Source organism: Thermodesulfovibrionales bacterium, from assembly GCA_035686305.1.
GTDB lineage: Bacteria > Nitrospirota > Thermodesulfovibrionia > Thermodesulfovibrionales > UBA9159 > DASRZP01.
Genome location: DASRZP010000041.1, coordinates 1 through 20,720, shown reverse-complemented (window position 1 = coordinate 20,720; position 20,720 = coordinate 1). Strand labels below are relative to the sequence as shown.

Here is a 20,720-nt window from a genome sequence, read left to right as displayed (position 1 = left end):
AGTTGTCCAGTTGCCGTCGGTATTCTCTTTTGTGCCAGGATACTGATAGAATAGATCATGGCCATTATTCGTGCTTGTCTCGTAAGACCGCTTCTGCGAGCCGTCACTCTTCTTAGTTTTTCATATACGATCCTTCTCATCTCCTCCCATGCCTCTGCCTTTGTTGCAGCTGACATACAGGCCTATCTGAAGGACATGTCACGTCTGTCCCTCGGCGAAAGGATCGCCTTATGGGCCGAAAAGTTTGTGGAAACTCCCTATGATCCTGACCCTGACGGTGAGTACGTCACGAAAAAGGTCATCATTGCCGATGAGCGTGTCGACTGCATGTACCTCAGTTTCAGGGCCCTTGAGCTTGCACTGAGCCAAAAACCTGAAGACGCCGTCGCGATCGCCCTTGATAAGCGTTTTCGGGGAAGGGGCGTTCTTGATGGCGACGTCGTGACGAACTATGAAGACAGGTTCGAATATGGTGAAGACATGATCGACAGTGGTAAATGGGGCAAGGAGATTACCGGAGAGATCGGAGCGGTAACAAACGTGCGGGGAGCACGGGGAAGGGAAAAGGTTGAGATGCTCTCAAAGGAAGAGGTCCTTTCTCTCCTGAAAGAACCGAAAAATGCTGCCGGCTTCAGAAGCGGAGATATCGTCTTCTTTATCAAATCACCTGAAAAGAGGGTGATGGAAGAGATTGTAGGCCATCTCGGTATCATCAAGAAAGAACAGACAGGCCTCTATCTTATCCATGCGAGCGGCAGGAAGAGAAAGGGGGGTATCGTGAAAAAGGTGTTCTTGTACGACTACATAAGCTCCATGCCCTTCATCGGCATGAGAGTGAGCAGATTTGACTAGCCCTTAATCTTCTTCATGATCTCGGGGAATTGACTCTTAAAATCCGGGTGCACCCTACCGAGAAAAAGCTTTAATCCTTTTATTTCGAGCTTGAGCTCGTCGAGCTCTTTCCGTACAGCAGAAATTCCCTCAATCCTCTGGGTCAGGGTTTCGAGTTCCTTCTCTATGAGACCGGGCTTTTCTTTCATAATCCCTCATTCCCTAATGATATATGTTCAGATCCAGTAAAGAAGACCAACTTCTCTCACTTACTTGCTTCTTCTCTGATGTTTTGTTTTTCTGAGCAGTTTCTTGTGCTTGTGCTTGCTCATCTTCTTCTTGCGCCATTTTACAACACTTCCCACACACTCACCTCCTTATACATCGGAATAACCATGGCTGAAGCTCAGGTCCCGCCCTAACCGCTTCTTGACCGGCTGTACACAGCCGCCTGGTTCATGAATGCCTCGATCTGTATCTCGGTCGCCGACGATTCAGAACCGTCATAGGGAATACTTATGCACGGCACTCCATAGTCCCTGCTGACCCCGCGCATGAGCGTGGTGACGATCGTTCCTGGCATACAGCCAAAGGGCATGGCGTTTATTATACCAGAGATCCCTCTCTCGATGAGATCGATACTCTTTCCGATGCTGAGGATCGCCTCGCCTTCAAAGGAGTCATGGAGATAAGGCGAAGCCTTCTTCAGGATCTCTCTTGTGTCCGGCTCCTTCAGTGTCTTCAGGAAGCCTCTGGAGTATCTCCCGAACCGGTGTTCTATCCTCCTCTGAAGAAAGGTCTTCAGAAGAAAGTCAATAATAGCAGACCCGTCTTTTTTTATCAATGCCTTTCTCAGGCCCATATGATTCACATAGTAGATCCATTCTTCCACGGGGGCGAGCCATGCCTCACCACCGAGGGCCTCGATCTTTCTGATGAGGTTTTCATTCGAGAATGTGTGGCTTCTGACAAAGATCTCTCCCACAATTCCGATGAGCGGCCTCTTGCCTTTCACCTTCGGAAGGTCTTCAAAGTCACGTCTCATCTTCTCAAGGGCCGTCTCAATCCTTCCGTCAGCGCCTTTCAGGGAACGATAGATTCCCTCTAAGTGTTTAGCATGCAATTGGTCGGCCGACCCCTTTTCTTTCTCATAGGGCCTCGTTTCATGAAGAGACTTGTTCAGGAGCTCAATGGCTACTACGCCCCTCCATATCTTGAGAGGATAGCCTTTGCCCACCATCCCGAGTTCACGGTAAAACCCTACGTCCTGATTCGGAGAGAATATCGGGACATTCCGGTATCCAAGATCGTCAAGCACCATGCGGTGGAAGACATTGTACTGGCCGAACCTGCAGGGTCCTGAGCCCGACGGCATGAAGAAGGCCGATTCATCTTCCCTGAAATCGGAGGAGAATACCTTTTTGAGCATATCTCCTGTCGTAACCGTGCAGGGGAAACATTCCTTGCCTGAGACATGTCTCCTTCCGATATCGACCGATTCTCTGTCGGATTCAGGTAGCACCTCAGCGGGAATACCGCATCCTTCGAAGGCTGCTGCAATAGCGAAGGCGTGGTCGGACATTCGGGGGATGAATATGCTCCTTCTTGCCCGACGGCTGGCGAAGGTGAAGGAGGCGGGCCTTAAGCCGTCAGACGGAGGGTTTTCTCCTGCGCCGGCGCTTTCGTTATCCCTCTCCTCCGCATGAGCCGTCGACGGACATACCGACATTCGGTTCCTGATGCTGTCAAGGAAGGCCTCGCACCTTGTTATCGCCCCGGCATCGGCGCTATGCTCATCGATCTCGATGTGGAGGAAGGGCTTGTCCTTCATCTCCTCTTCAAAATACTTCTGGATGAAAGAATCGGGTCCGCAGGAGAAGTTGCCGATAAAGATCGGGAACAGGTTGGGGTTCTCGCTGATAAACCGCGCAGCCTTGAGTATCCTCTGGCCCGATCTCCAGTACATGTTCGACCATCTGTCTTGTATGCTCAATCCTTCGAGGGGCAGGAAATCCATCGGCACCGAGAGCACGCCGAGATCAGCCAATTTTTTTGGTATGGTGAGGTTCATGCCCCCATCAAAGGCGTTGTAAGGCCTCCCAACGATCACGATGGCCCTCTCTTTCAAGGTCGAAAGGACTTCCGAGCCCTTCTCCCTCACAGACCGAAAGAACTCCTCCTGTGTCTTCTCTGCCGACCTCATCGCCTCGGACATTTGCGCCCTCTTGACGCCGAAGGGTTCAAAAGACTTTGTGAGCTCGTTAACAAAAGACTTCCTGTCTGCCTGGAGGTTAACAACGGGCGCTATGATTGTCGCATCCCGATGGGCCACCCTTGCAGCATAGGGAATGGTCTGGGTCAGGGGACAGGCGAACCCTCTCTCAAATTCCTCATGCCCGGCGTTCATGTTGATAAAGCTCGGGATGAAGAGGGTCCCGATGCCTTTCTCAGCGAGATGCCGGATATGGCCATGGGCCACCTTCACGGGAAAACAGGTGTCGGCAAGGATGCCCTCGATACCGAGACGGATTATTTCCCTGTCGGTTTTTGGAGACACTTCCACGTCGAAGCCCAATTTCCAGAGGAGGGTCGTCCAGAAGGGCAGATAGTCATGGAAGAAGAAGACATAGGGAATACCTATCTTTCGACGTGCGTTCTTTCCCTTTTGCTCTCCATGCCTCACAAACAGCGCTTTCCGGTCGTTCTGTTCCTTCCAGAGCCGCTCCTCCCTGAAGGCGAAGAGGTCAGGGACAGCCGAGGCCTCCCGCTTTCTCCTGACATCATACTTTTCACATCTGCCCCCATAAAAGAGATGGCCCTCTTCCCCGGCGATTTTCACCCTGTTAATCTCACAGACGTTGGAACATCCCCTGCATTCGAAGGAAGAAACATCATAGGGGCGTTGCGAGAGTTCAAAACCCTTAAAGGTCGTCATGCGCGGCGGGTGGCCGCTAAAGTGATTCGAGTCTTTTCCGCTCATCTCTTCACCCGCTGCAGTGAGCGCTTCGCGCTCTTTCATATGTTCCATCGCTATCATGGCCATGCCGATTGCGCCTGTGACGTCGTGATGGGGAGGAACGGTTATCTTCTTACCGAGATATTTTTCAAAGGCAGCCACAATCGATTTGTTGAAGGCGACCCCTCCCTGGAAAAAGATGTTCTTCCCGATGGGCCTGCCCGCAACGACCTTATTGATATAGTTCTGGACAATGGAATAGGCGAGGCCTGCAAGGAGGGCATTCCTGTCGGCGCCCTTCTGGAGGTTTGCCACGAGTGAGTTCTCCATGAAGACCGTACATCGCTCTCCAAGTCTGCAGGGGTTCTCCGCAGAAAAGGCGCACCGGGCAAATTCCTCTTTCACCGGGACATTGAGCTTTTCCGCCTGCTCTTCGATGAACGAGCCGGTGCCGGCGGCGCAGGCCTTGTTCATCTCGAAGTCCATGATCACGCCGTCCCTGAGCGCTATGTACTTCGAGTCCTGCCCGCCGATCTCGAATACCGTATCCACGCTCCTATCAATAAAGGCAGCGGCCCTGGCCTGGGCGGTTATTTCGTTCTTCACGATATCGGCGCCCACGTAATCGGCGATCATATACCTTCCGGAACCCGTTGTCCCGACACCCGCGATTTCGACCCTTTCGCCTATTTCGTCAGCGATTTCTGACAGGCCCTGCCTTACCGCGTCTATCGGCCTGCCCGCTGTCATCAGGTATCGCTTGGCGAGGAGAGAGCCCTTCTCATCGATGAGAGCCAGGTTGGTGCTTATCGAGCCGATATCAATCCCGAGGTAGGCTTTGATCCTTGGCATGCGGTTGTGGGCAGGAGGCGATGGGACGTCCTCATCCTTCTGCTTCATATGTCTTTCAAGAAAGTCATCACCGGTTGTTATGAGTGGGAGATGCCCCTGTTCAGAGTAACGGGACGATTCGATGAATTCCCTCAGGGCCTCCAAATCAAATCCGTTTACGGTACCCTCTTCCCTGTCTTTCAAGGCGGCGCCGATGGCGCCCATAAAGGCATGGTCCTCAGGGACAAAGAATTCTCTGAACTGAAAGACCTCGCGGAAGGCCCTGACCATCCCCGTATTAGCGGCAACGCCTCCATGGAAGGCCACCGGTTCTTCCAGGACCCTTCCCCTCACGATGGAGCCTTTGAAATTCCGTGCCACGGCAAAGCAGAGGCCGGCAACGATGTTTTCAAGGGGCGTTGCTATCTGCTGAAGATGTATCATGTCCGACTTTGCAAAGACGCTGCATCTGCCCGCCACACGCGAGGGGCTTTCGGCCAGGGTGGCCAGCCTGCTGAACTCGTCAAGAGAGAGTATGAGACGTTCTGCCTGCTGGTCGAGGAAGGACCCCGTGCCGGCTGCGCAGACGGAATTCATCGAAAAATCCCTTATCCCTTCTTCTCCAAGAAGAATGAGTTTCGAGTCCTCGCCGCCGAGTTCGAATATGGTCCTGATGTGAGGATACCTTTTTCTTGCTGAAAATGCCTGGGCAACGACTTCATTCGTAAACCCTGTGCCGAGGACTGACGCTATCAGTCTGCCTGCTGAGCCTGTGACGGATAGGGAGAAGTTTCCGGGAAGCGAGGGGTTACCGCACCCGGTCACCTTCTTGAGGAGTTCAAGAGCAACCGTGAGAGGGTGCCCTTTGTGCCTTTCGTAATGGCCCTCAAGCCGCACTCCCTCACCGTCGAGGAGGACGACTTTTACGCTGACAGATCCTGCGTCAAGACCGATATAGTACATAGATTTCTCCTTGCCATAAGAGAGACCCCGGGCCTCCTGTTTCCTCTGTCTCAGAAACGGCGTCTGCCATCGGCAAAACGAAGAGCGCGAATCGATTTTTATATTTTATAAATAAAAGGTATCACAAAAAGAATGAAAGTTCCAGTGATTTGTGAGATGCGCGATACTGTCTCAGGAAACCGATCTGTCACTTGCTTCAAGCTGCAGGCGGCAAACGCACGTGAGCAACAGCCGCAAGCCCGGGATCACAGAGACTGCGAGCCGGTCTTGATGTACTGCAACAGGAGCGTGTAGGCCAGGGGTAAAGTCCGTTTCCTGTGGGTGATAATGTAGAAATGACGTCTCATTGAGGTATCCTTAATCCTTATTTCCTTCAGTATCCCGCGGCTCAGTTCATCGGTTACAGAAAGTCTTGATACGATCGAAATGCCAAGCCCTGTCTTAACCGCTTGTTTGATCGCGTCTGTCGATCCAAAGATGCCTGCGATCTTGACCTCCTCCCGAGGGATGCCCCTGCCGTCAAGAATCCTCTCGACCTCCCTTCTCGTCCCCGATCCCTCTTCCCTCACTACCATCGGAAACTTTATGAGATCCTTCAGAGGCATAGAGAAGGTCTTTGTCAGCGAAGGGTGGGCGACTGCGACGAGTTCGTCATCTATCCATGGAGTGTACTGTATCCGGTTGTTGCTCAATCTTGCCCCGACGACTCCCATGAGCAGTTCATGACCTGATACCTTCTCCACGATCCATTTTGAATCTGATACGATGATCTGAAAAGAGACGGCAGGATGGCGCTTCTTGAACTCGGCCATGATGCCCGGTAGGAGATAGGTGCCGGGGATAGAACTTGCGCCGAGAACGAGTTCCCCCTGAACTTCCTTCTTATATTCTCCGATGACTTCCTTCAACGCGGCGGCCTTTTCGATAATTTCGACGGCATGGCTGTAGAGAAGCTCTGCCTCCCTCGTCGGTATGATCGTCCTGCCGAGCCGGTCAAAGAGGCTGCAGGTAAGCTCCTCTTCGAGAGTTCTGATATGGTCGCTGACTGTGGGTTGCGTAAGGTGGAGTTCTTCCGAGGCCCGTGAAAAGCTCCTGTTTCTGAAGACCGATGCGAAGACCTTGAGGTGGTGGATATCCATAGCGTGAATGATTGAAGTATATCATAACCGCCGAACCGGCATCATTGTCTCTCGCATTTCTGGTACAATAGTCCATGAGGCTCTTAATGCACATGTGCTGCTCAAATTGTGCGCTCTATCCGATGAAGAGCCTCCTGAAAAGGGGGATCGATGTGAAGGGTTTCTGGTTCAATCCTAATATATATCCCCTTCCCGAGTATGAGGAGAGACTGAATTCGCTCGGGAGTCTTGAGAAATTCTGGGGCCTCGACATCGAGTATGAAGAGCATTACGGGTTTGAAGATTTTCTCGGAAGGATCGGCGGTCCCGGCGACAATCGCTGCCTCCGCTGCTACGCGATGAGGCTGGAGGAGACTGCAAAGGCTGCCAGGAAGATGAATCTTGACGGGTTCACCACGTCTCTCCTCGTCAGTCCTTACCAGCAGTTCGATGCTATCGCCGAGATGGGAAAAGAGTTGGGGAAACGGTATGCTCTTCCCTTTTACCTCGAGGATTTCAGGGTTGGATACCGCGAAAGTATTCCGCTCTCCCGGGAACTCGGTCTTTACCGCCAAAAGTATTGCGGGTGCGTCTACTCCGTGGCAGAGAGGGCCGGAAGGAAAAGCCATGGCTGATGGAATCCAGCATATAGGGAAGGTCCTTATTCTTGTGGGCATCATTTCTGCTGCACTTGGCGGGTTGCTCCTTCTGTCAGGCAGGATATCATGGCTCGGCAGACTTCCGGGAGACATTATTATCCAGAAGAAAAACTTCACCCTCTATTTTCCGGTTGTGACGAGCATACTCCTGAGCGTCATCATCACGTTCCTCCTATGGTTGCTGGGAAGGCGGTGAAGGAGAACATGGAAGAAAGCCCCGCTGCAGCATCTCAGGTCCGTAACGGGAAGCCTGTGGAACAGACCACGAGGAGGGCCGTGAAGAGGAGAAGACGCTTTTCCCCTTGCCGGCTTTTTTTTATTGTAGCCTGCCTGACCCTGTTCCCGTGCGTACTCGGCATGCCCTCTCGAGGTCATGCTGAGAATTCGACACCAAAGATAAAGGTGCTCGTCCTTGATGAGACCCACGCCGTTGTTCCCGATAAGGATGAAAAGATCATACGCCTCGGGAGCAGGAAAGGGGACCTCCTCATGAATGGAATGCACTATACCGGGAACATTGAGGTCTGGAAAGGCGACAAGGGTCTTTATATTGTGAATGAGCTTCTCCTCGAAGAGTACGTGGAGAGTGTCGTGGCTTCCGAGGTCGGCACCAACTGGGAGATGGAGGCGCTGAAGGCGCAGGCTGTTATCGCACGGACCTATGCGGCTTACAGAATGAACGCGAGCGGGAGCTCGAAATACCACATCACATCTTCGGTATTACATCAGGTCTATAAGGGCAACAATGCCCAGATACAGGTCGCCTATGCCGTTAAAGAGACTGCGGGCGAGATCATCACCTATGACGGCAAACCGATTGAGGCATTCTACCACTCCACGTCCGGCGGCATGACGGAAGACCCTAAGGAGGTCTTTGGAAAGAGCTTTCCTTATCTGAAGCCTATTGAGACGAAGTGCGAGCAGTCCCCCTATTGGCTGTGGGAGAGAAAGATCCCGTTTCAAGAGATCGATAAGGCCCTGAATCTAACGGGGATAAAAGAAATATCGGTGACCTCCCTTACTACCACGGGAAGGGTGAGGGACCTTTCCATTGAGTCCCAGTCGGGCAGGATAACCATGAAGGCGACTCAGTTCCGGAAACTCCTCGGCTGGTCCCGATTGCCGAGCACCGACTTCCACATGACGATGAACGGTGATTCCGTCATCTTTGAAGGAAAGGGCTATGGGCACGGCGTTGGTCTCTGCCAGTGGAGCGCCCTCCAGATGGCAAAGGACGGCAAGAGTTACAGGGAGATCCTATCGTATTTCTATCCCGGTACTGAAATCCAACACTATGAAGGTGACTGATTTTGATTTTGACCTTCCCGATTCTCTCATCGCCCTCCAGCCAAGCAGCACAAGAGATGGATGCAGACTGCTGATCCTTCGCAGGGATGACGGGAGCATCGAACACCGAAGATTCTCCGACCTTCCTGAATTTGTCTCTGCGGGTGATCTCCTCCTCCTGAATAGTACCAAGGTCTTCCCCGCGAGAATGAGAGGTACCAAGAGGACGGGCGGAAAGCTCGATATCCTCCTTGTGAGAGAGCTTGAACCCGGCCTCTGGGAAGTATTATCAAAGGGCCGGTACTCGGGGATGCTCAGGTTATCCCATGAACTTTCAGGTGAGGTCGTTGACGGGAAGATTATGAGGTTTGAGATGAGCGGCGACCCTCTTTTCAGGGCGATCTGGAACGCGGGACAGATGCCGCTGCCGCCCTATATCAAGAGAAACCCCACCGAAGAAGACAGGGAATGGTACCAGACGGTCTATGCTGATGAGGTTGGCTCCATAGCAGCGCCGACTGCGGGACTTCACTTCACGGGGGAATTGATCGCCAGTCTTGAAGAAAAGGGAGTCGAGGTTCGCTTCCTTACGCTTCATGTGGGTACGGGGACTTTCAAACCGGTCAAGGCCGAGACGGTCAGACAACACGTTATGGAGGCCGAATACGTCGAATTCGACCGCAGTCTCATCGATACCATAACCGGGGTTAAACGATCGGGCAAAAGGGTCATAGCTGTGGGGACAACTACGACGCGGGCTATAGAGGGTTATTGTAGCGGGGTATTTACAAGGGCGGACAGTGATTCCCGTGAAGAGGAGTGGCGGCAGAGAGTGTGCGGATATACCGACATATTTATCTATCCCGGCTATGAATTCAAGGTCGTTGACGCTCTCATCACGAATTTTCACCTGCCGAGATCGACCCCCCTCATGCTCACGTCCGCCTTTTCAAGCCTGGAAAAAATCATGGATTCATACTGTTCTGCAGTGTCTGTCGGATATAGATTTTTCTCATATGGAGATGCTATGCTTATTTTATGAATGGGGGCTTATTTCCGTGACTGCCGGACTTTTAGGCAGGCTTTTTCTTATTGTTATTACGGTGACAGCGGCGGCAGGAGGGTTCACGTTGGGGTATCTTGTCGGCAGGAATACCCCTTCGGCAGCCCCTCAACCGGTCATTGAGCAGACCATACAGGCGAAGGCCGGCGGGAGTGACAATCGTCCTCTTTCAGGAGAAGCGCGGACTGTCGAGACCGCACTCGTTGCTCCTGAACAGATGGGAAGTAAGGAAAACCCTTCAGCAGTCGCTCTGAGCGGGGCGCCGGCTCAGGAACAGAGGTCGGCGAATATGATCGTGAGCAACGAGAAAGCGCAGAAGACCGAGACCGTCGAGCAGACCATGAGGGAGAAAAGGGTGCCCTCGGAGGCGGCGGGATCATCGAACAAGGCCAAGGAGGATGGGACCGGGGATGATGCTGTCTTGTACACTGTTCAGGTAGGGGCGTTCAAGAGCCGCAAAGAGGCGGACACGGTCAAGAACAGACTTGCAGATAAAGAGTATAAGGCTGATATCAGGAAGGTCACGCTGAAAGGCAAGCACCTCTTCAAGGTTACGGTCGGTGAGTTCAGTCAGAGGAAAGAGGCCGAAGTGCTCGCAGTGAAGCTGAAGAAGACCGAAGGGTTGAAGGCCTTTGTCACGACGAAGTCATAAGAGGAGCTATCACGGTTACTTCACAGATAGAGCTTGATCCTGAAAGGGAAGTTCCGCTCCTTTCCGGCAGTTTCAGCAAAAACCTCAAGGTGATCGAGGAGTCTCTCGGTATCACGATAAGCACGAGGGGAAATAAGATATTCCTCCAGGGTGATGAGGAAAAGACTGAAAAGGCCGGGGACATTATCAACGAGCTGCGTACTCTGAACACAGAAGGGTTCAGCCTCAGGCCAGAGGATATCCTGTACGCCCTGCGGTCCATCTCCTCGGGCGTTGATGTATCCCTCAGACACCTGCTTATGAATAACATACCCGTCGCCTCGAAGAAGCGGTTTATTATCCCGAAAACGGAGGTCCAGAGGCAGTACATCGAGGCGATCAAGGCAAATGATATCGTCATCGGCATCGGTCCGGCCGGCACCGGAAAGACCTATCTTGCCATGGCAATGGCGATCAATGCCCTCCTGAAAAAGGAGGTCAGCAGGATAGTCCTTGCCAGGCCTGCGGTGGAGGCAGGAGAGAAACTGGGCTTCCTTCCCGGCGACATATACGAAAAGGTGAACCCTTATCTGCGGCCCCTCTACGACGCCCTCTTTGATATGCTCGATGCCGAGAAGGCAGGGAAACTCATTGAACGAGGGGTTATCGAGATAGCTCCCCTTGCCTTTATGAGGGGGAGGACGCTCAATGAGTCTTTTATTATCCTCGATGAAGCACAGAATACCACGTCAGAGCAGATGAAGATGTATCTTACGAGGCTCGGCTTCAATTCGAAAACGGTAGTGACGGGAGATAAGACGCAGATAGACCTGCCGTCCGGCAAAGTCTCCGGCCTTATCGAGGTTGAGACCATTCTGAAGGGGATCGAGGGCATACAGTTTGTGTATTTTTCTGAACTGGATGTCGTGCGGCACAAACTCGTCCAGAAGATCGTGAAGGCATATGAAAGGTACGAAAAACGGGACACAGATAATCCGAGAGCAGACTGAAAACCGGGAAACAAGGAAATACGCAATCCTTGTCATCTTCGGTTTGCTCTCTGCTGTTGCCATTCAGGGTCGTGGTCACGTGGGGATTGAATCTCTCACAGGGGGATTCTTCGTCGCCTGTCTTCTCCTCGTGATCCTTTACCGTGACATTCTGCGGTACAAGCCCCAGTATATGAAGAAGCACGGCATGCTCGTCCTGCTGGGTGTGATGATCGTGTGTACCGTAGTGGGCGGAAGGATTTTTCACTACGTCCTGCTCAACCTGTCAAAAGGTGTTGGGTCTCTTGCCGTTGAAGGGACTGTCTTCGGTTTGCCGATCGCTGCAGGGGCGATGCTCGTGACCCTCCTCTTCGATTTCCATACGGCAATAGTCTTCTCCTTTATTGTCAGTCTCCTTTCCGGCCTCTGGCTTCGTGACACCATCTTTCCGGTCTATGCCTTTGTGGGGAGTCTAACGGCTGCCTTCAGCGTCATAAGATGCAAGAAGAGGTCTGCGCTCCTCAGGGGCGGGCTCTATGCAGGTGTGGCAAACATGGTGACGGCGACCATACTCCTTCTCTTCCAGGGAGAATTGTTCATGGCGAAGGCCGTGTCGGCTATCGTGTTCGCCCTCTCGACGGTGATCAGCATCACGGCAATCGTCTCGGTGATGCTCCCGATCCTGGAGCATATCTTCACCGTCACGACGGACATAAGCCTTCTTGAACTCCTTGACCTGAATCAGCCGCTCATGAAGAACCTGATCATATCGGCCCCTGGGACGTACCACCACAGTGTTATTGTGGGGACCCTTGTGGAGTCGGCGGCAGAGGCGGTCGGCGTAAATCCCCTCCTGGCGAAGGTGAGCGCATACTATCATGATATCGGCAAGATCAAGATGCCCGACTACTTCGTCGAGAATCAGGGCGGCGGGGTCAGTAAACACGAGAGACTCACGCCGCACCTCAGCAGTATAACCATCGTATCCCATGTCAAAGAAGGTGTCGAGCTTGCGCGGCAGTACAAGTTGCCCGGATCGATCATTGACATCATTCAGCAGCACCACGGTAACGGGCTGATAACCTTTTTTTACCGGAAGGCAAAGGACCAGTATGAGACTTACAGGACTGACGCGCACAGGGTTCATGACCTGCACAGGCATGAGGCCGGCCACGGGCCGTCGGAAGACGATTACCGGTATCCCGGTCCAAAACCGCAGACGAGGGTTGCCGCTCTTGTGATGATGGCCGATGCTGTTGAGGCAGCTTCTCGCGTTCTTACCGATCCCACGCCGGCGAGGGTATCGGACCTCGTTGAGCGGATCATCAACCACATATTCCTTGAAGGGCAGCTCGATGAATGTGAATTGACGTTAAAGGACATATCGGCGATAAAGAAGCATTTCTCCTATATCCTCACCGGTATCCTTCATCGGAGGATTGACTACCCCGGGTTTAATTTCAGAGCGGAAGGGAAGAAAAGCCCGCCGAGGGAGAGTGAAAGGGGGGTAGGGGGGGAGGCGCACCTTACCCCCCATGGGCATGATGGTTTTGATAAGGAACCGCCAAAGGCTGATACCGATAGATCTTTGCAGGATAAGAAGGGACTCGCTCAAGCTTCTTAGATCACTCAACCTTGAGGGGGCTGAAATCAGTATCCTCCTCGTCAGTGACGCACGCATGAGAAGGCTCAATAATTCTTCACGGGGGATTGACAGGACCACCGACGTCCTCTCATTCCCTCAGCAGGAAGGAAAGGTCCTGGAGAGGAGAATGAGGCAGGGAAGAGAGAGAGGCAAGAAGGCCATGGTTGCCGCGCCCTGTCCGCCGGCGCTCCTCGGTGACGTTGTCATAAACCTCCATGCCGCACAAAGACAGGCCTCACGGTATGGTAATACGTTTCAGGAAGAGGTCCGGCGTCTTCTCATCCACGGCCTTCTCCATCTCCTGGGTTACGACCATGAAAGGAGCGATTACGAGGAGCGGAAAATGAGGAAAAAGGAGATCAATCTGCACCATGCCCTTAAGACAATGGATAAGAAGCGCTAATTTTGCGATCGAGGGTATACTCTACGCGGCAAAGACCCAGCGGCATGTAAGGTACCACTTCTATTCATCGGCAGCGGTTCTCCTCCTGAGTTTCGGCCTCGGCATATCATCGACTGATTTTCTCATTATTGCCCTCGCCGCCATTGCGGTGCTCATTGCTGAGCTCTTTAATACTGCCATCGAAACCGTCGTTGATTTCGTCTGTCCTGAACATCATGAGAAGGCAAGAGTGGCAAAGGATGTTGCGGCGGGCGCCGTTCTCATAACCGCCTTCGGTGCTGCGATGATAGGCTACATAATACTTTCACCGGCGATCTTCAGGTCTTTCCGGGAAGAGTTTCATATAGCGAAACACTCTGCCGAGGAAATAGCCCTTGCGTCATGTGTTCTTGTGCTCATCACTGTTGTCATAACAAAGGCCTATTTCGGGAAAGGAGCCCCCCTCAGGGGAGGGATCCCGAGCGGCCACGCCGCTCTCGCCTTTTCGGCATGGATCGTGGTCATCTATTTAACAACGAGTACGGCCGTTTCCCTCATCGCCTTCTTCCTCGCCTCTGCCGTGGCAGCGAGCAGGGTCAGCCTTGGAATTCATACGGTCTGGGAAGTTGTCCTTGGAGGCATCATAGGAGCGTCCTTGACCTTCCTCATGTTTCAGCTCTTCTTTTGACCCCGCGCCTCATACAGATCGGCAACGGCCTCCACGATCCGGGTCCGCAACAGACAAAAAGGATAGCTTCTCACCATGAGAGAGAGTGTCTGTAGAGAATCTGAAGCTCAAAGGCGATGACGAGAGTGTACATCACGATAGAAAGAAACAGAGAAATCCTTGCAGCAGGGAAGCTATGAAAAAGGCATAAGAGAAGGATCGATGCCGTGGTCATCAGGGTCTTCATCGCAATAAAGGATAGGCTGCCGAAATCTGCATAGGCGGCCATAATGGGATTTGCCTCATACACCAAGCCATTGTCTATCAAGAGAAGTGTCAGGTAACCGTCCGTCAGACTGAGGACCATGAGCAAGAGAAGCGTTATCCAGAGGCGGGTGCCGTACACGTCCACGTACATATGCCTTCTCCTATCGGACTTTCTCCTGACCGCTTTTCTCTGGCCGTTGCGGAGAGAATGCTTGCTTAACGTCGAGGGTTTCAGCCTTCTGTCAGGGGCTGATCGCCTCTCCTTTCTTCCTGTCGAATTGTTCATCCTCTTCCCTCTTCGGGAACTTCCGGTGAATAATCAAAGCTGTCCGAAGTGAAGGCCAGAAAGCTGAATATTGCGAGAGAGATGAGACCCCATAGCAGACCGATGACTACCCCCAGATCGATGATGCCCCGCCAGGGCTGGGGTAAAAGGCGAACAAGCACAATCAAAATAATAATAGCCGTCGTCACTGAAAATGATGTGATCCTTCTCCTCCTTGTCGCATGGAAAAAGCCCATGCAAAAGAAGGGTGCGAATACGATATGGGAAAGCCTGGGGTGGTTCTTGAGATATCGTGCTCTTGCGGCGACCCGGGGAGAAAATCTCTGCTGGAATCCCCGGTAGCCCTCGGCGTAAGCCATGAACAGGGCAAAGAGCACCATGGTCGACCAATGGTACCAAAGGAGCTCGAAGGAAAAGGCGGCGGCTGCGATGACGGAAAGCCGATACACGGCACTGCCGAGGAGCAAAAAGACCCCGGTCAGTCCCCAGGATGCTCCGAGTGCCCCTCTCAAATCACTGTGCATGTCCTCTGCCATTATGCCTCGTCAATGCGTTCTTGTCTGGTTCTGTCTTCCGGGTTTCGATCCGTGCCTTCCCTTGCTTGCAACAACAAGGTCATTTCGGAATGGTGAAGATGAAATTAGGATGGTTGTCCCAGGTATTCTCATGCCACATGTCTCCGCCATGTTTGAGAATAAGATTCCGGCTGATCGCAAGGCCAAGGCCCGTGCTGTCCTTACTCTCATACTGTTCAAATATCTTCGTCCGATTCTCTTCCGGAATGGGCGGGCCGCTGTTAAAGACATTCAGTCTGTAGTGGTCACCCTTGTCTTCGAAACCGAAGGCGATGTATCCCGAAGCAGCGTATTTAATCGCGTTGCGAATAATGTTCCTGTAGACAATCCTGATCCAATGGGCATTTGCCTTTATGATAATCCTGTTGCCCGGGATTGCTCCGAGGCGATTGTCTATCTGGATCCTGTTTTCTTCTATTTCGGATGAATATTCATCAAGGATCGGATCGATGATGTCCTGGCGGAGATCAAAGTACTCCCTGTCCGTTTTTTTCACGTTCATGAGAGAGGACTTACAGAGGTATTCACTGAGAATCTTCTCAAGGTGATTTAGTCTGGATGAGATATCGGAAAGGGTGACTTTAACGCTTTCGTCGATCATACCAAAGGCGCCTCGAATGAGGAGTTTCACGGTACTTGCGATTGCAATGAGAGGGCCCCTGATATCATGGGTGGCGATGCTGAGCATGTCGAGAACATGTCGTTCCTTTTCGATCCTTTCCGTGACCTCCCGGTATATGCCGATAATGCCAATTACCTCTCCCTGACTATTTGTCCAGGGAGCTTTGGTGACCGAAAACCAGATTTCCGAGCCCTGGGGAGAGACTTTTCGTTCAATCTTATCCTTGAGAGGTTCTCCCGTTTCGATGATCTTCTTTTCCTCTAGAAGAAGCTCTTCGGTCTGGTCAGGGGACAAGAAGTCTGTCTCCCTCTTGCCGATCATATCGCTGGCGGGGACATTCGCATAGGCAGCACATGCATTGCTGACGAAGACAAAATTGCCCTGGAGGTCTTTGAAATAGATGGCATCGGGGATGCTCTCCATGAGGGCTTTCATCATATCGGAGGGGGCGTGAGGAGTTTCTACCGATGAGAGGGGGTCTTTCCCGGATTCAGGGCTGCTGTTCTTCTTCAAAATCATCCTCTACCATAATATGCAGATCTGCCGGGTAAGTCAAGATACCCGTCCGGTGCGTCATACTCCCGGGCGTCCCTTAAGGGGCCATCTCTTGCTTGAAAATGAGACGGGATTTATGTATATTCAAGCGCCGGGTGTAGCAGGCCTATAAACTTCTGGGTCGATGTCCGGTTTGTAGGCAAGAGTCGGGGTTATTGGCCTGTCCGCTCATGCGGACCGTAAACGCCTCTTCAGGACGGATCGTTATGAGGACTGTGTGGTCGGAATAATCACCAAGGGCTATGCTCTTGCTAAGAAGCGGATGTCGACGCCGAAGAGAAGACGGATCAAGAATTTGGGCTAAGGGAGCTGCAAAGAGTGTACAACTTCGTGAGCTTTGGCGGGATATTTGTTCTCATGGCTCTTGCCTGGATGCTCTCTCAGAACAGGAAGGTGATACACTGGAGGGTCATCATCTGGGGGACGCTCCTTCAACTCATCTTCGCACTCTTCATATTCGTCATACCGGCCGGCTCACGGCTTTTCCTTTTGGTGAATGATGCGGTGGTGAGGGTCCTCGACAATGCAACGGCAGGCACGAGGTTCCTCTTTGGCAGGCTCGCTCTTCCCCCGGGGACGAAGAACGAGATGGGAGAGGAGTCCCTCGGTTTTTTCCTTGCCTTCCAGGCCCTGCCGGCGATCATATTCTTTGCGAGTCTCATGACATTACTCTACAACGTGGGCGTGATGCCGAGGATTATCAAGGTCTTTTCGAAGGTCTTCTCAAGACTGATGGGAATCAGCGGGGCCGAGTCTCTCAGCGTGTCGAGCAATATCTTTGTGGGCGTCGAAGCCAACATGACCATACTCCCCTACCTCGGGAGGATGACGCGGTCTGAGTTCTGCACCATACTTGCGGCAGGGATGTCCACAACAGCATCGAGTGTCCTGGCCCTGTACGTCTTCCTTCTTCAGGGGCCTTTCCCGGCGATAGCAGGCCATCTCGTCTCGTCTTCTATCCTCTCGGCCATAGGGGCGATCGTGATGTCGAAGATCATTATGCCCGAGACCGAAAGACCCGAAACTCTTGGGCTCAACATAGAGCCTCACTATGAAAAGGAATCATCTGCCATGGAGGCGATTATCAACGGTGCAGGCGAAGGGGTGAAGATGGTGACGGGGATCATGGCCCTTCTTCTGGCATTCCTTGGCCTTGTGGCATTGGTCGATTCTCTGCTCTCCGGAATCGGCCTCAGACTGAACAGCCTGACCGGCCTTCAGGTCGACTGGTCCTTAAAGGGTCTCCTGGGGTATCTCTTTTATCCCTTCGTCCTCGCCATAGGCGTTCCGTCTCCGGACGCTTTCGAGGTATCAAAACTCATTGGCGAGAGGGCCGTGCTGACGGAAGTGAAGTCCTATCAGGACCTTGCCGCGCTCCTCTCTTCCGGCGGTCTGAGATACGAGCGCTCAGCGGTCCTCGCCGCCTATGCCCTCAACGGTTTTGCCCATTTTGCCTCTCTCGCGATTTTTGTGGGTGGCACCGCAGCTCTTGTCCCGAAGAGGACGAAAGACATTTCGAATGTCGGATTCAGGGCCCTTCTTGCGGCAACGCTCGCCTGCCTTATGACCGCATCAATTGCCGGCACGTTCTTCACAAAGGGGTCGATACTTCTCGGCAGATAGGACTCCTGACGGTGGGAATGACAGATTGGGGGAAAGGTACGAAGACCCCTCGTTATGCAGGAATCAATGATTCCGCCTTTCCCTCCTGCGACGTGTTTCGCTATCCCTTTTACGCCCTTCAAACAGGTCTTTGAGCCAAAAATACCTTTTGCGGTTCTTATCCCGATATCGGCCGATCAATTCTCTAATCCTGCACCGAAGGCCCGGGGGGCTGGCTGAGGAAACATCGGGCTGAAAAGGGGCTCCTGAAATCCGGCCTATTCTCTCCGAATACCCCTCACCTCCGGACAGGAAGCGCTCTTCTTCATGAAAGGTGAACTCCTCACTGCTCGCAATTGTCCGGTACGATTCGGTATGGTTGAAATGTCCGCAGACGACATTGCAGCTTGCCACTCTTTTGAGGAGATAACCGCAATTATACCCGGTGACTCTGTGAGCCAGGAAATATACACAATCTCTGCATGTCTTCATAGGGTCCTCCTCGGTTTTTCCTCACCATGTCCCCCCGCCTCGAACCCCCGCACGGTGACTGCCGTCCAATATGAAGAAACTCCCAACGAAAAGGAGAATAAATCTTTCCATTTCGCTTCTGACCTTTGCGGGTTCAGTGCTTCTGTAATATCTTCTTCATTAGTATACCAGAAAAGGCTTACATTTCATTCGGGATTTTTCTCCGGCAGGGCACATTCTTGCCGACCTTCACTTCATATTTGACCTTGTTGGTGATGGTTCTCAAAGGGAAACAGGAAATTATATACTACAAGGGGGGAGAGGAAGAATACCTTCTCCCGTGGGAAAAAGTGAGACTGATATCGAAGAGAATGTTTTCGATAATAGGGATATCTAAAGATGGCCCTGCCGGTTAAGTTAGGGAGTCTTGCAGTCTCCCCCCTCATCCTTGCGCCGATGGCGGGGATAACGGACCTTCCCTTCCGACTCATAAGTCGTTCTTTCGGCTGCGGTTTAGCATTTGTTGAAATGATAAGCGCCCGTGCCCTTGTCTATCGGAACAGAAACACAGAGAGGATGCTTGCCACGGCACCTTCGGACAGACCTCTCGGAATACAACTCTTGGGGAACGCCCCTGATGTTATTAAGAGAGCACTCGATATTGTCAGGACGTACCGCTTCGATATGATAGATTTTAATGCCGCCTGCCCGGCGAGCAAAGTGACGGGAAAGGGGAAGGGCGCTGGCCTCCTGAAAGATCCGGCCAGATTGAGGGATTTGCTGAAGGTTATTGTTGACAATTCTGATGCGCCTGTAACAGTCAAGATACGGACAGGCTGGGATGAGACATCGATCAATGCGAGGGACGTCGCGCTTTATGCCCAGGATGCGGGGATCAGCGCCCTCTTCATCCATGGCAGGACGAGGTCCCAGAGATACAGCGGGAGGGTGGATTACGGGGTAATCAGAGAGGTAAAGGAGGCCCTGAAGATACCCGTCATAGCGAGCGGGGACGCTTTTTCGCCTCTCCTCGTTGAGAGGATGTTCAGGGAAACAGCCTGTGACGGCGTGGCCATAGCCCGGGGAGCACTCGGCAACCCGTGGATCTTTAGAGAAACAGAGGAATATCTTGAGCGGCGCGTGGCGCCGGAAAGGCCTGACATCGGGGAGATCGCCGAGACCATGGTAAGACATCTCGACCTGTGTACGGACTTCTACGGAGAGAGGGTCGGTACGATACTCTTCCGCAAATTCTTTGCCTGGTACACAAAAGGCATCTCAGACATGAAGCCGCTCAGGGACAAGGCATTCCGGGCAGAGACACGAGAACAGATGGTGGCGAATATCCGGGAGTTCCGTGAACGGGCGTCCTCCAGCGACGATCCTTCAGGAACAAAAAAAGAGGCAGCCATAGAATGGCAAGCCTCTTGATTCCTGATGGTAGGCGGAACAGGGATCGAACCTGTGACCCATGCCTTGTAAGGGCTATCCAGACGAACCGGAACCTTTTCCGTATTCTTCCGTTTAGTGCCGTAGAACGGCTCACAGAGCGGGTTTCCCCATATATTATTTCCACAATGTGTGGAAACTTTCATCACGTCGGGAATGCGTTTTCCCGATCTTTACGAATGTGAACTGACACAAAAAGTGCACAATAAAAGGAGACGTTTATGAATAGCAGGTTTTGTAGTAAAGAGGGCGTCTGTATAGACGTTAACAAGAAGGTACTTCACAGCATGGTAGCGGCGAATATCCTCTCAAGGGTTAGGCAGAAGTGTGAAGCGATTGATGAGATCATGGTTAAACAGGGAGAAGAGCCGAAAGCAATGAAAGCCTTTGCCAGCGTAATGAATCCAATGCTGAAGATGTGCAAAAACGCGAAAGCGGCTGAAGCAATTGAACAGACGATTCTTGATCCCGTGCTCGAATCCACGAAGAAGGGTTTCACTTATAGGGAGTGTATGCAGGCGATGAAGGCCGCGATGGAACTGGTAGAGAAGAAGCAGAAAGTAAGAACAAGATCGAGCTAACGCGACGGCGCAAGTAATCGTGACATTTGCCGGGCTGTCTGTATGAAGCCCGGCAGATCGAAGGGAGATGTGAAAAAGACACTCACAGCCATTGAGAAGGGTAAAAGGCTAAAGTTTGCGACTTAACCGGACGATGAGAAGATATGGAGGCATAGGTATATGCCAGAATTCAATAACAAAGAAGAATATGAGAAGTGGAAGGCTCAAAAGTTAAGAGACTCACAAGAGAAGTTCGCTGAGAAGCCACAAGCACCCAAAGTAACCGAAAGTCATTCAAGAAATATAAATAG

At 52.3% G+C, this 20,720-nt stretch carries 20 protein-coding genes; 13 read left to right on the top strand and 7 right to left on the bottom strand.

Going from position 1 to position 20,720, the window contains the following annotated elements; translation table 11 throughout:
* The first annotated feature begins 57 nt into the window (after positions 1-57).
* Positions 58-852 carry a hypothetical protein gene (locus tag VFG09_04640; protein ID HET6514425.1) on the top strand — a complete coding sequence of 265 codons (795 nt, stop codon included), beginning with the start codon at positions 58-60 and terminating at the stop codon, positions 850-852.
* Here the strand turns inward: VFG09_04640 and VFG09_04635 are convergent.
* The 4 genes from VFG09_04635 to VFG09_04620 all read right to left on the bottom strand — a co-directional run bounded on the left by VFG09_04635 (position 849) and on the right by VFG09_04620 (position 6,720).
* Entirely contained in the window at positions 849-1,040 is a 192-nt protein-coding gene (locus VFG09_04635) for a hypothetical protein (GenBank protein HET6514424.1), read from the bottom strand. The two genes, VFG09_04640 and VFG09_04635, sit on opposite strands and share 4 nt — an antisense overlap.
* Before the next feature lie 60 nt (positions 1,041-1,100).
* A complete protein-coding gene (locus VFG09_04630; GenBank protein ID HET6514423.1) occupies positions 1,101-1,196 on the bottom strand; it encodes an AURKAIP1/COX24 domain-containing protein in 96 nt (31 codons plus the stop codon).
* A gap of 53 nt (positions 1,197-1,249) precedes the next feature.
* The gene (locus VFG09_04625) at positions 1,250-5,581 is read right to left on the bottom strand and encodes an acyl-CoA dehydratase activase (protein ID HET6514422.1); all 4,332 of its coding nucleotides are present in this window, start codon (positions 5,579-5,581) and stop codon (positions 1,250-1,252) included.
* Between the two features lie 245 nt (positions 5,582-5,826).
* Entirely contained in the window at positions 5,827-6,720 is an 894-nt protein-coding gene (locus tag VFG09_04620; GenBank protein ID HET6514421.1) for a selenium metabolism-associated LysR family transcriptional regulator, read from the bottom strand.
* 92 nt (positions 6,721-6,812) lie between these two features.
* Between VFG09_04620 and VFG09_04615 the strand changes: the two genes are divergently transcribed.
* The 9 genes from VFG09_04615 to VFG09_04575 all read left to right on the top strand — a co-directional run bounded on the left by VFG09_04615 (position 6,813) and on the right by VFG09_04575 (position 14,043).
* Positions 6,813-7,334, top strand: a complete 522-nt coding sequence (locus tag VFG09_04615) for an epoxyqueuosine reductase QueH (GenBank protein ID HET6514420.1) — start codon at positions 6,813-6,815, stop codon at positions 7,332-7,334.
* The gene (locus VFG09_04610) at positions 7,327-7,554 is read left to right on the top strand and encodes a DUF2905 domain-containing protein (GenBank protein HET6514419.1); all 228 of its coding nucleotides are present in this window, start codon (positions 7,327-7,329) and stop codon (positions 7,552-7,554) included. Before VFG09_04615 ends, VFG09_04610 begins: the two co-directional genes overlap by 8 nt.
* A gap of 8 nt (positions 7,555-7,562) precedes the next feature.
* Positions 7,563-8,666: a SpoIID/LytB domain-containing protein gene (locus VFG09_04605; GenBank protein ID HET6514418.1), complete on the top strand. Its 1,104-nt coding sequence runs from the start codon at positions 7,563-7,565 to the stop codon at positions 8,664-8,666.
* On the top strand, positions 8,653-9,687 hold the full coding sequence (gene queA, locus VFG09_04600; GenBank protein ID HET6514417.1) for a tRNA preQ1(34) S-adenosylmethionine ribosyltransferase-isomerase QueA: 1,035 nt from the start codon (positions 8,653-8,655) through the stop codon (positions 9,685-9,687). The genes VFG09_04605 and queA overlap by 14 nt, the downstream gene beginning before the upstream one ends.
* 16 nt (positions 9,688-9,703) lie before the next feature.
* Positions 9,704-10,360, top strand: a complete 657-nt coding sequence (locus VFG09_04595; GenBank protein ID HET6514416.1) for an SPOR domain-containing protein — start codon at positions 9,704-9,706, stop codon at positions 10,358-10,360.
* An 89-nt stretch (positions 10,361-10,449) separates the two neighbouring features.
* Positions 10,450-11,349, top strand: a complete 900-nt coding sequence (locus VFG09_04590; protein ID HET6514415.1) for a PhoH family protein — start codon at positions 10,450-10,452, stop codon at positions 11,347-11,349.
* A complete protein-coding gene (locus tag VFG09_04585) occupies positions 11,303-12,952 on the top strand; it encodes an HDIG domain-containing protein (GenBank protein ID HET6514414.1) in 1,650 nt (549 codons plus the stop codon). The genes VFG09_04590 and VFG09_04585 overlap by 47 nt, the downstream gene beginning before the upstream one ends.
* Before the next feature lie 55 nt (positions 12,953-13,007).
* Positions 13,008-13,376, top strand: a complete 369-nt coding sequence (gene ybeY / locus VFG09_04580; GenBank protein ID HET6514413.1) for an rRNA maturation RNase YbeY — start codon at positions 13,008-13,010, stop codon at positions 13,374-13,376.
* On the top strand, positions 13,345-14,043 hold the full coding sequence (locus VFG09_04575) for a diacylglycerol kinase (GenBank protein ID HET6514412.1): 699 nt from the start codon (positions 13,345-13,347) through the stop codon (positions 14,041-14,043). The genes ybeY and VFG09_04575 overlap by 32 nt, the downstream gene beginning before the upstream one ends.
* Before the next feature lie 70 nt (positions 14,044-14,113).
* Here the strand turns inward: VFG09_04575 and VFG09_04570 are convergent, their stop codons facing one another.
* From VFG09_04570 to VFG09_04560, 3 genes are all read right to left on the bottom strand, one after another.
* Complete coding sequence (locus tag VFG09_04570) at positions 14,114-14,575, bottom strand: DUF5658 family protein (protein HET6514411.1); 462 nt, start codon at positions 14,573-14,575, stop codon at positions 14,114-14,116.
* Positions 14,572-15,111, bottom strand: a complete 540-nt coding sequence (locus tag VFG09_04565; protein ID HET6514410.1) for a hypothetical protein — start codon at positions 15,109-15,111, stop codon at positions 14,572-14,574. The genes VFG09_04570 and VFG09_04565 overlap by 4 nt, the downstream gene beginning before the upstream one ends.
* A gap of 79 nt (positions 15,112-15,190) precedes the next feature.
* Entirely contained in the window at positions 15,191-16,285 is a 1,095-nt protein-coding gene (locus tag VFG09_04560; GenBank protein ID HET6514409.1) for a PAS domain-containing sensor histidine kinase, read from the bottom strand.
* A gap of 360 nt (positions 16,286-16,645) precedes the next feature.
* Between VFG09_04560 and VFG09_04555 the strand changes: the two genes are divergently transcribed.
* The 3 genes from VFG09_04555 (at position 16,646) to VFG09_04545 (ending at position 20,430) form a co-directional block, all read left to right on the top strand.
* A complete protein-coding gene (locus VFG09_04555) occupies positions 16,646-17,950 on the top strand; it encodes a nucleoside transporter C-terminal domain-containing protein (GenBank protein HET6514408.1) in 1,305 nt (434 codons plus the stop codon).
* 849 nt (positions 17,951-18,799) lie between these two features.
* Entirely contained in the window at positions 18,800-19,831 is a 1,032-nt protein-coding gene (dusB, locus tag VFG09_04550; protein ID HET6514407.1) for a tRNA dihydrouridine synthase DusB, read from the top strand.
* A gap of 239 nt (positions 19,832-20,070) precedes the next feature.
* Positions 20,071-20,430: a hypothetical protein gene (locus VFG09_04545; protein HET6514406.1), complete on the top strand. Its 360-nt coding sequence runs from the start codon at positions 20,071-20,073 to the stop codon at positions 20,428-20,430.
* Positions 20,431-20,720: the final 290 nt, after the last annotated feature.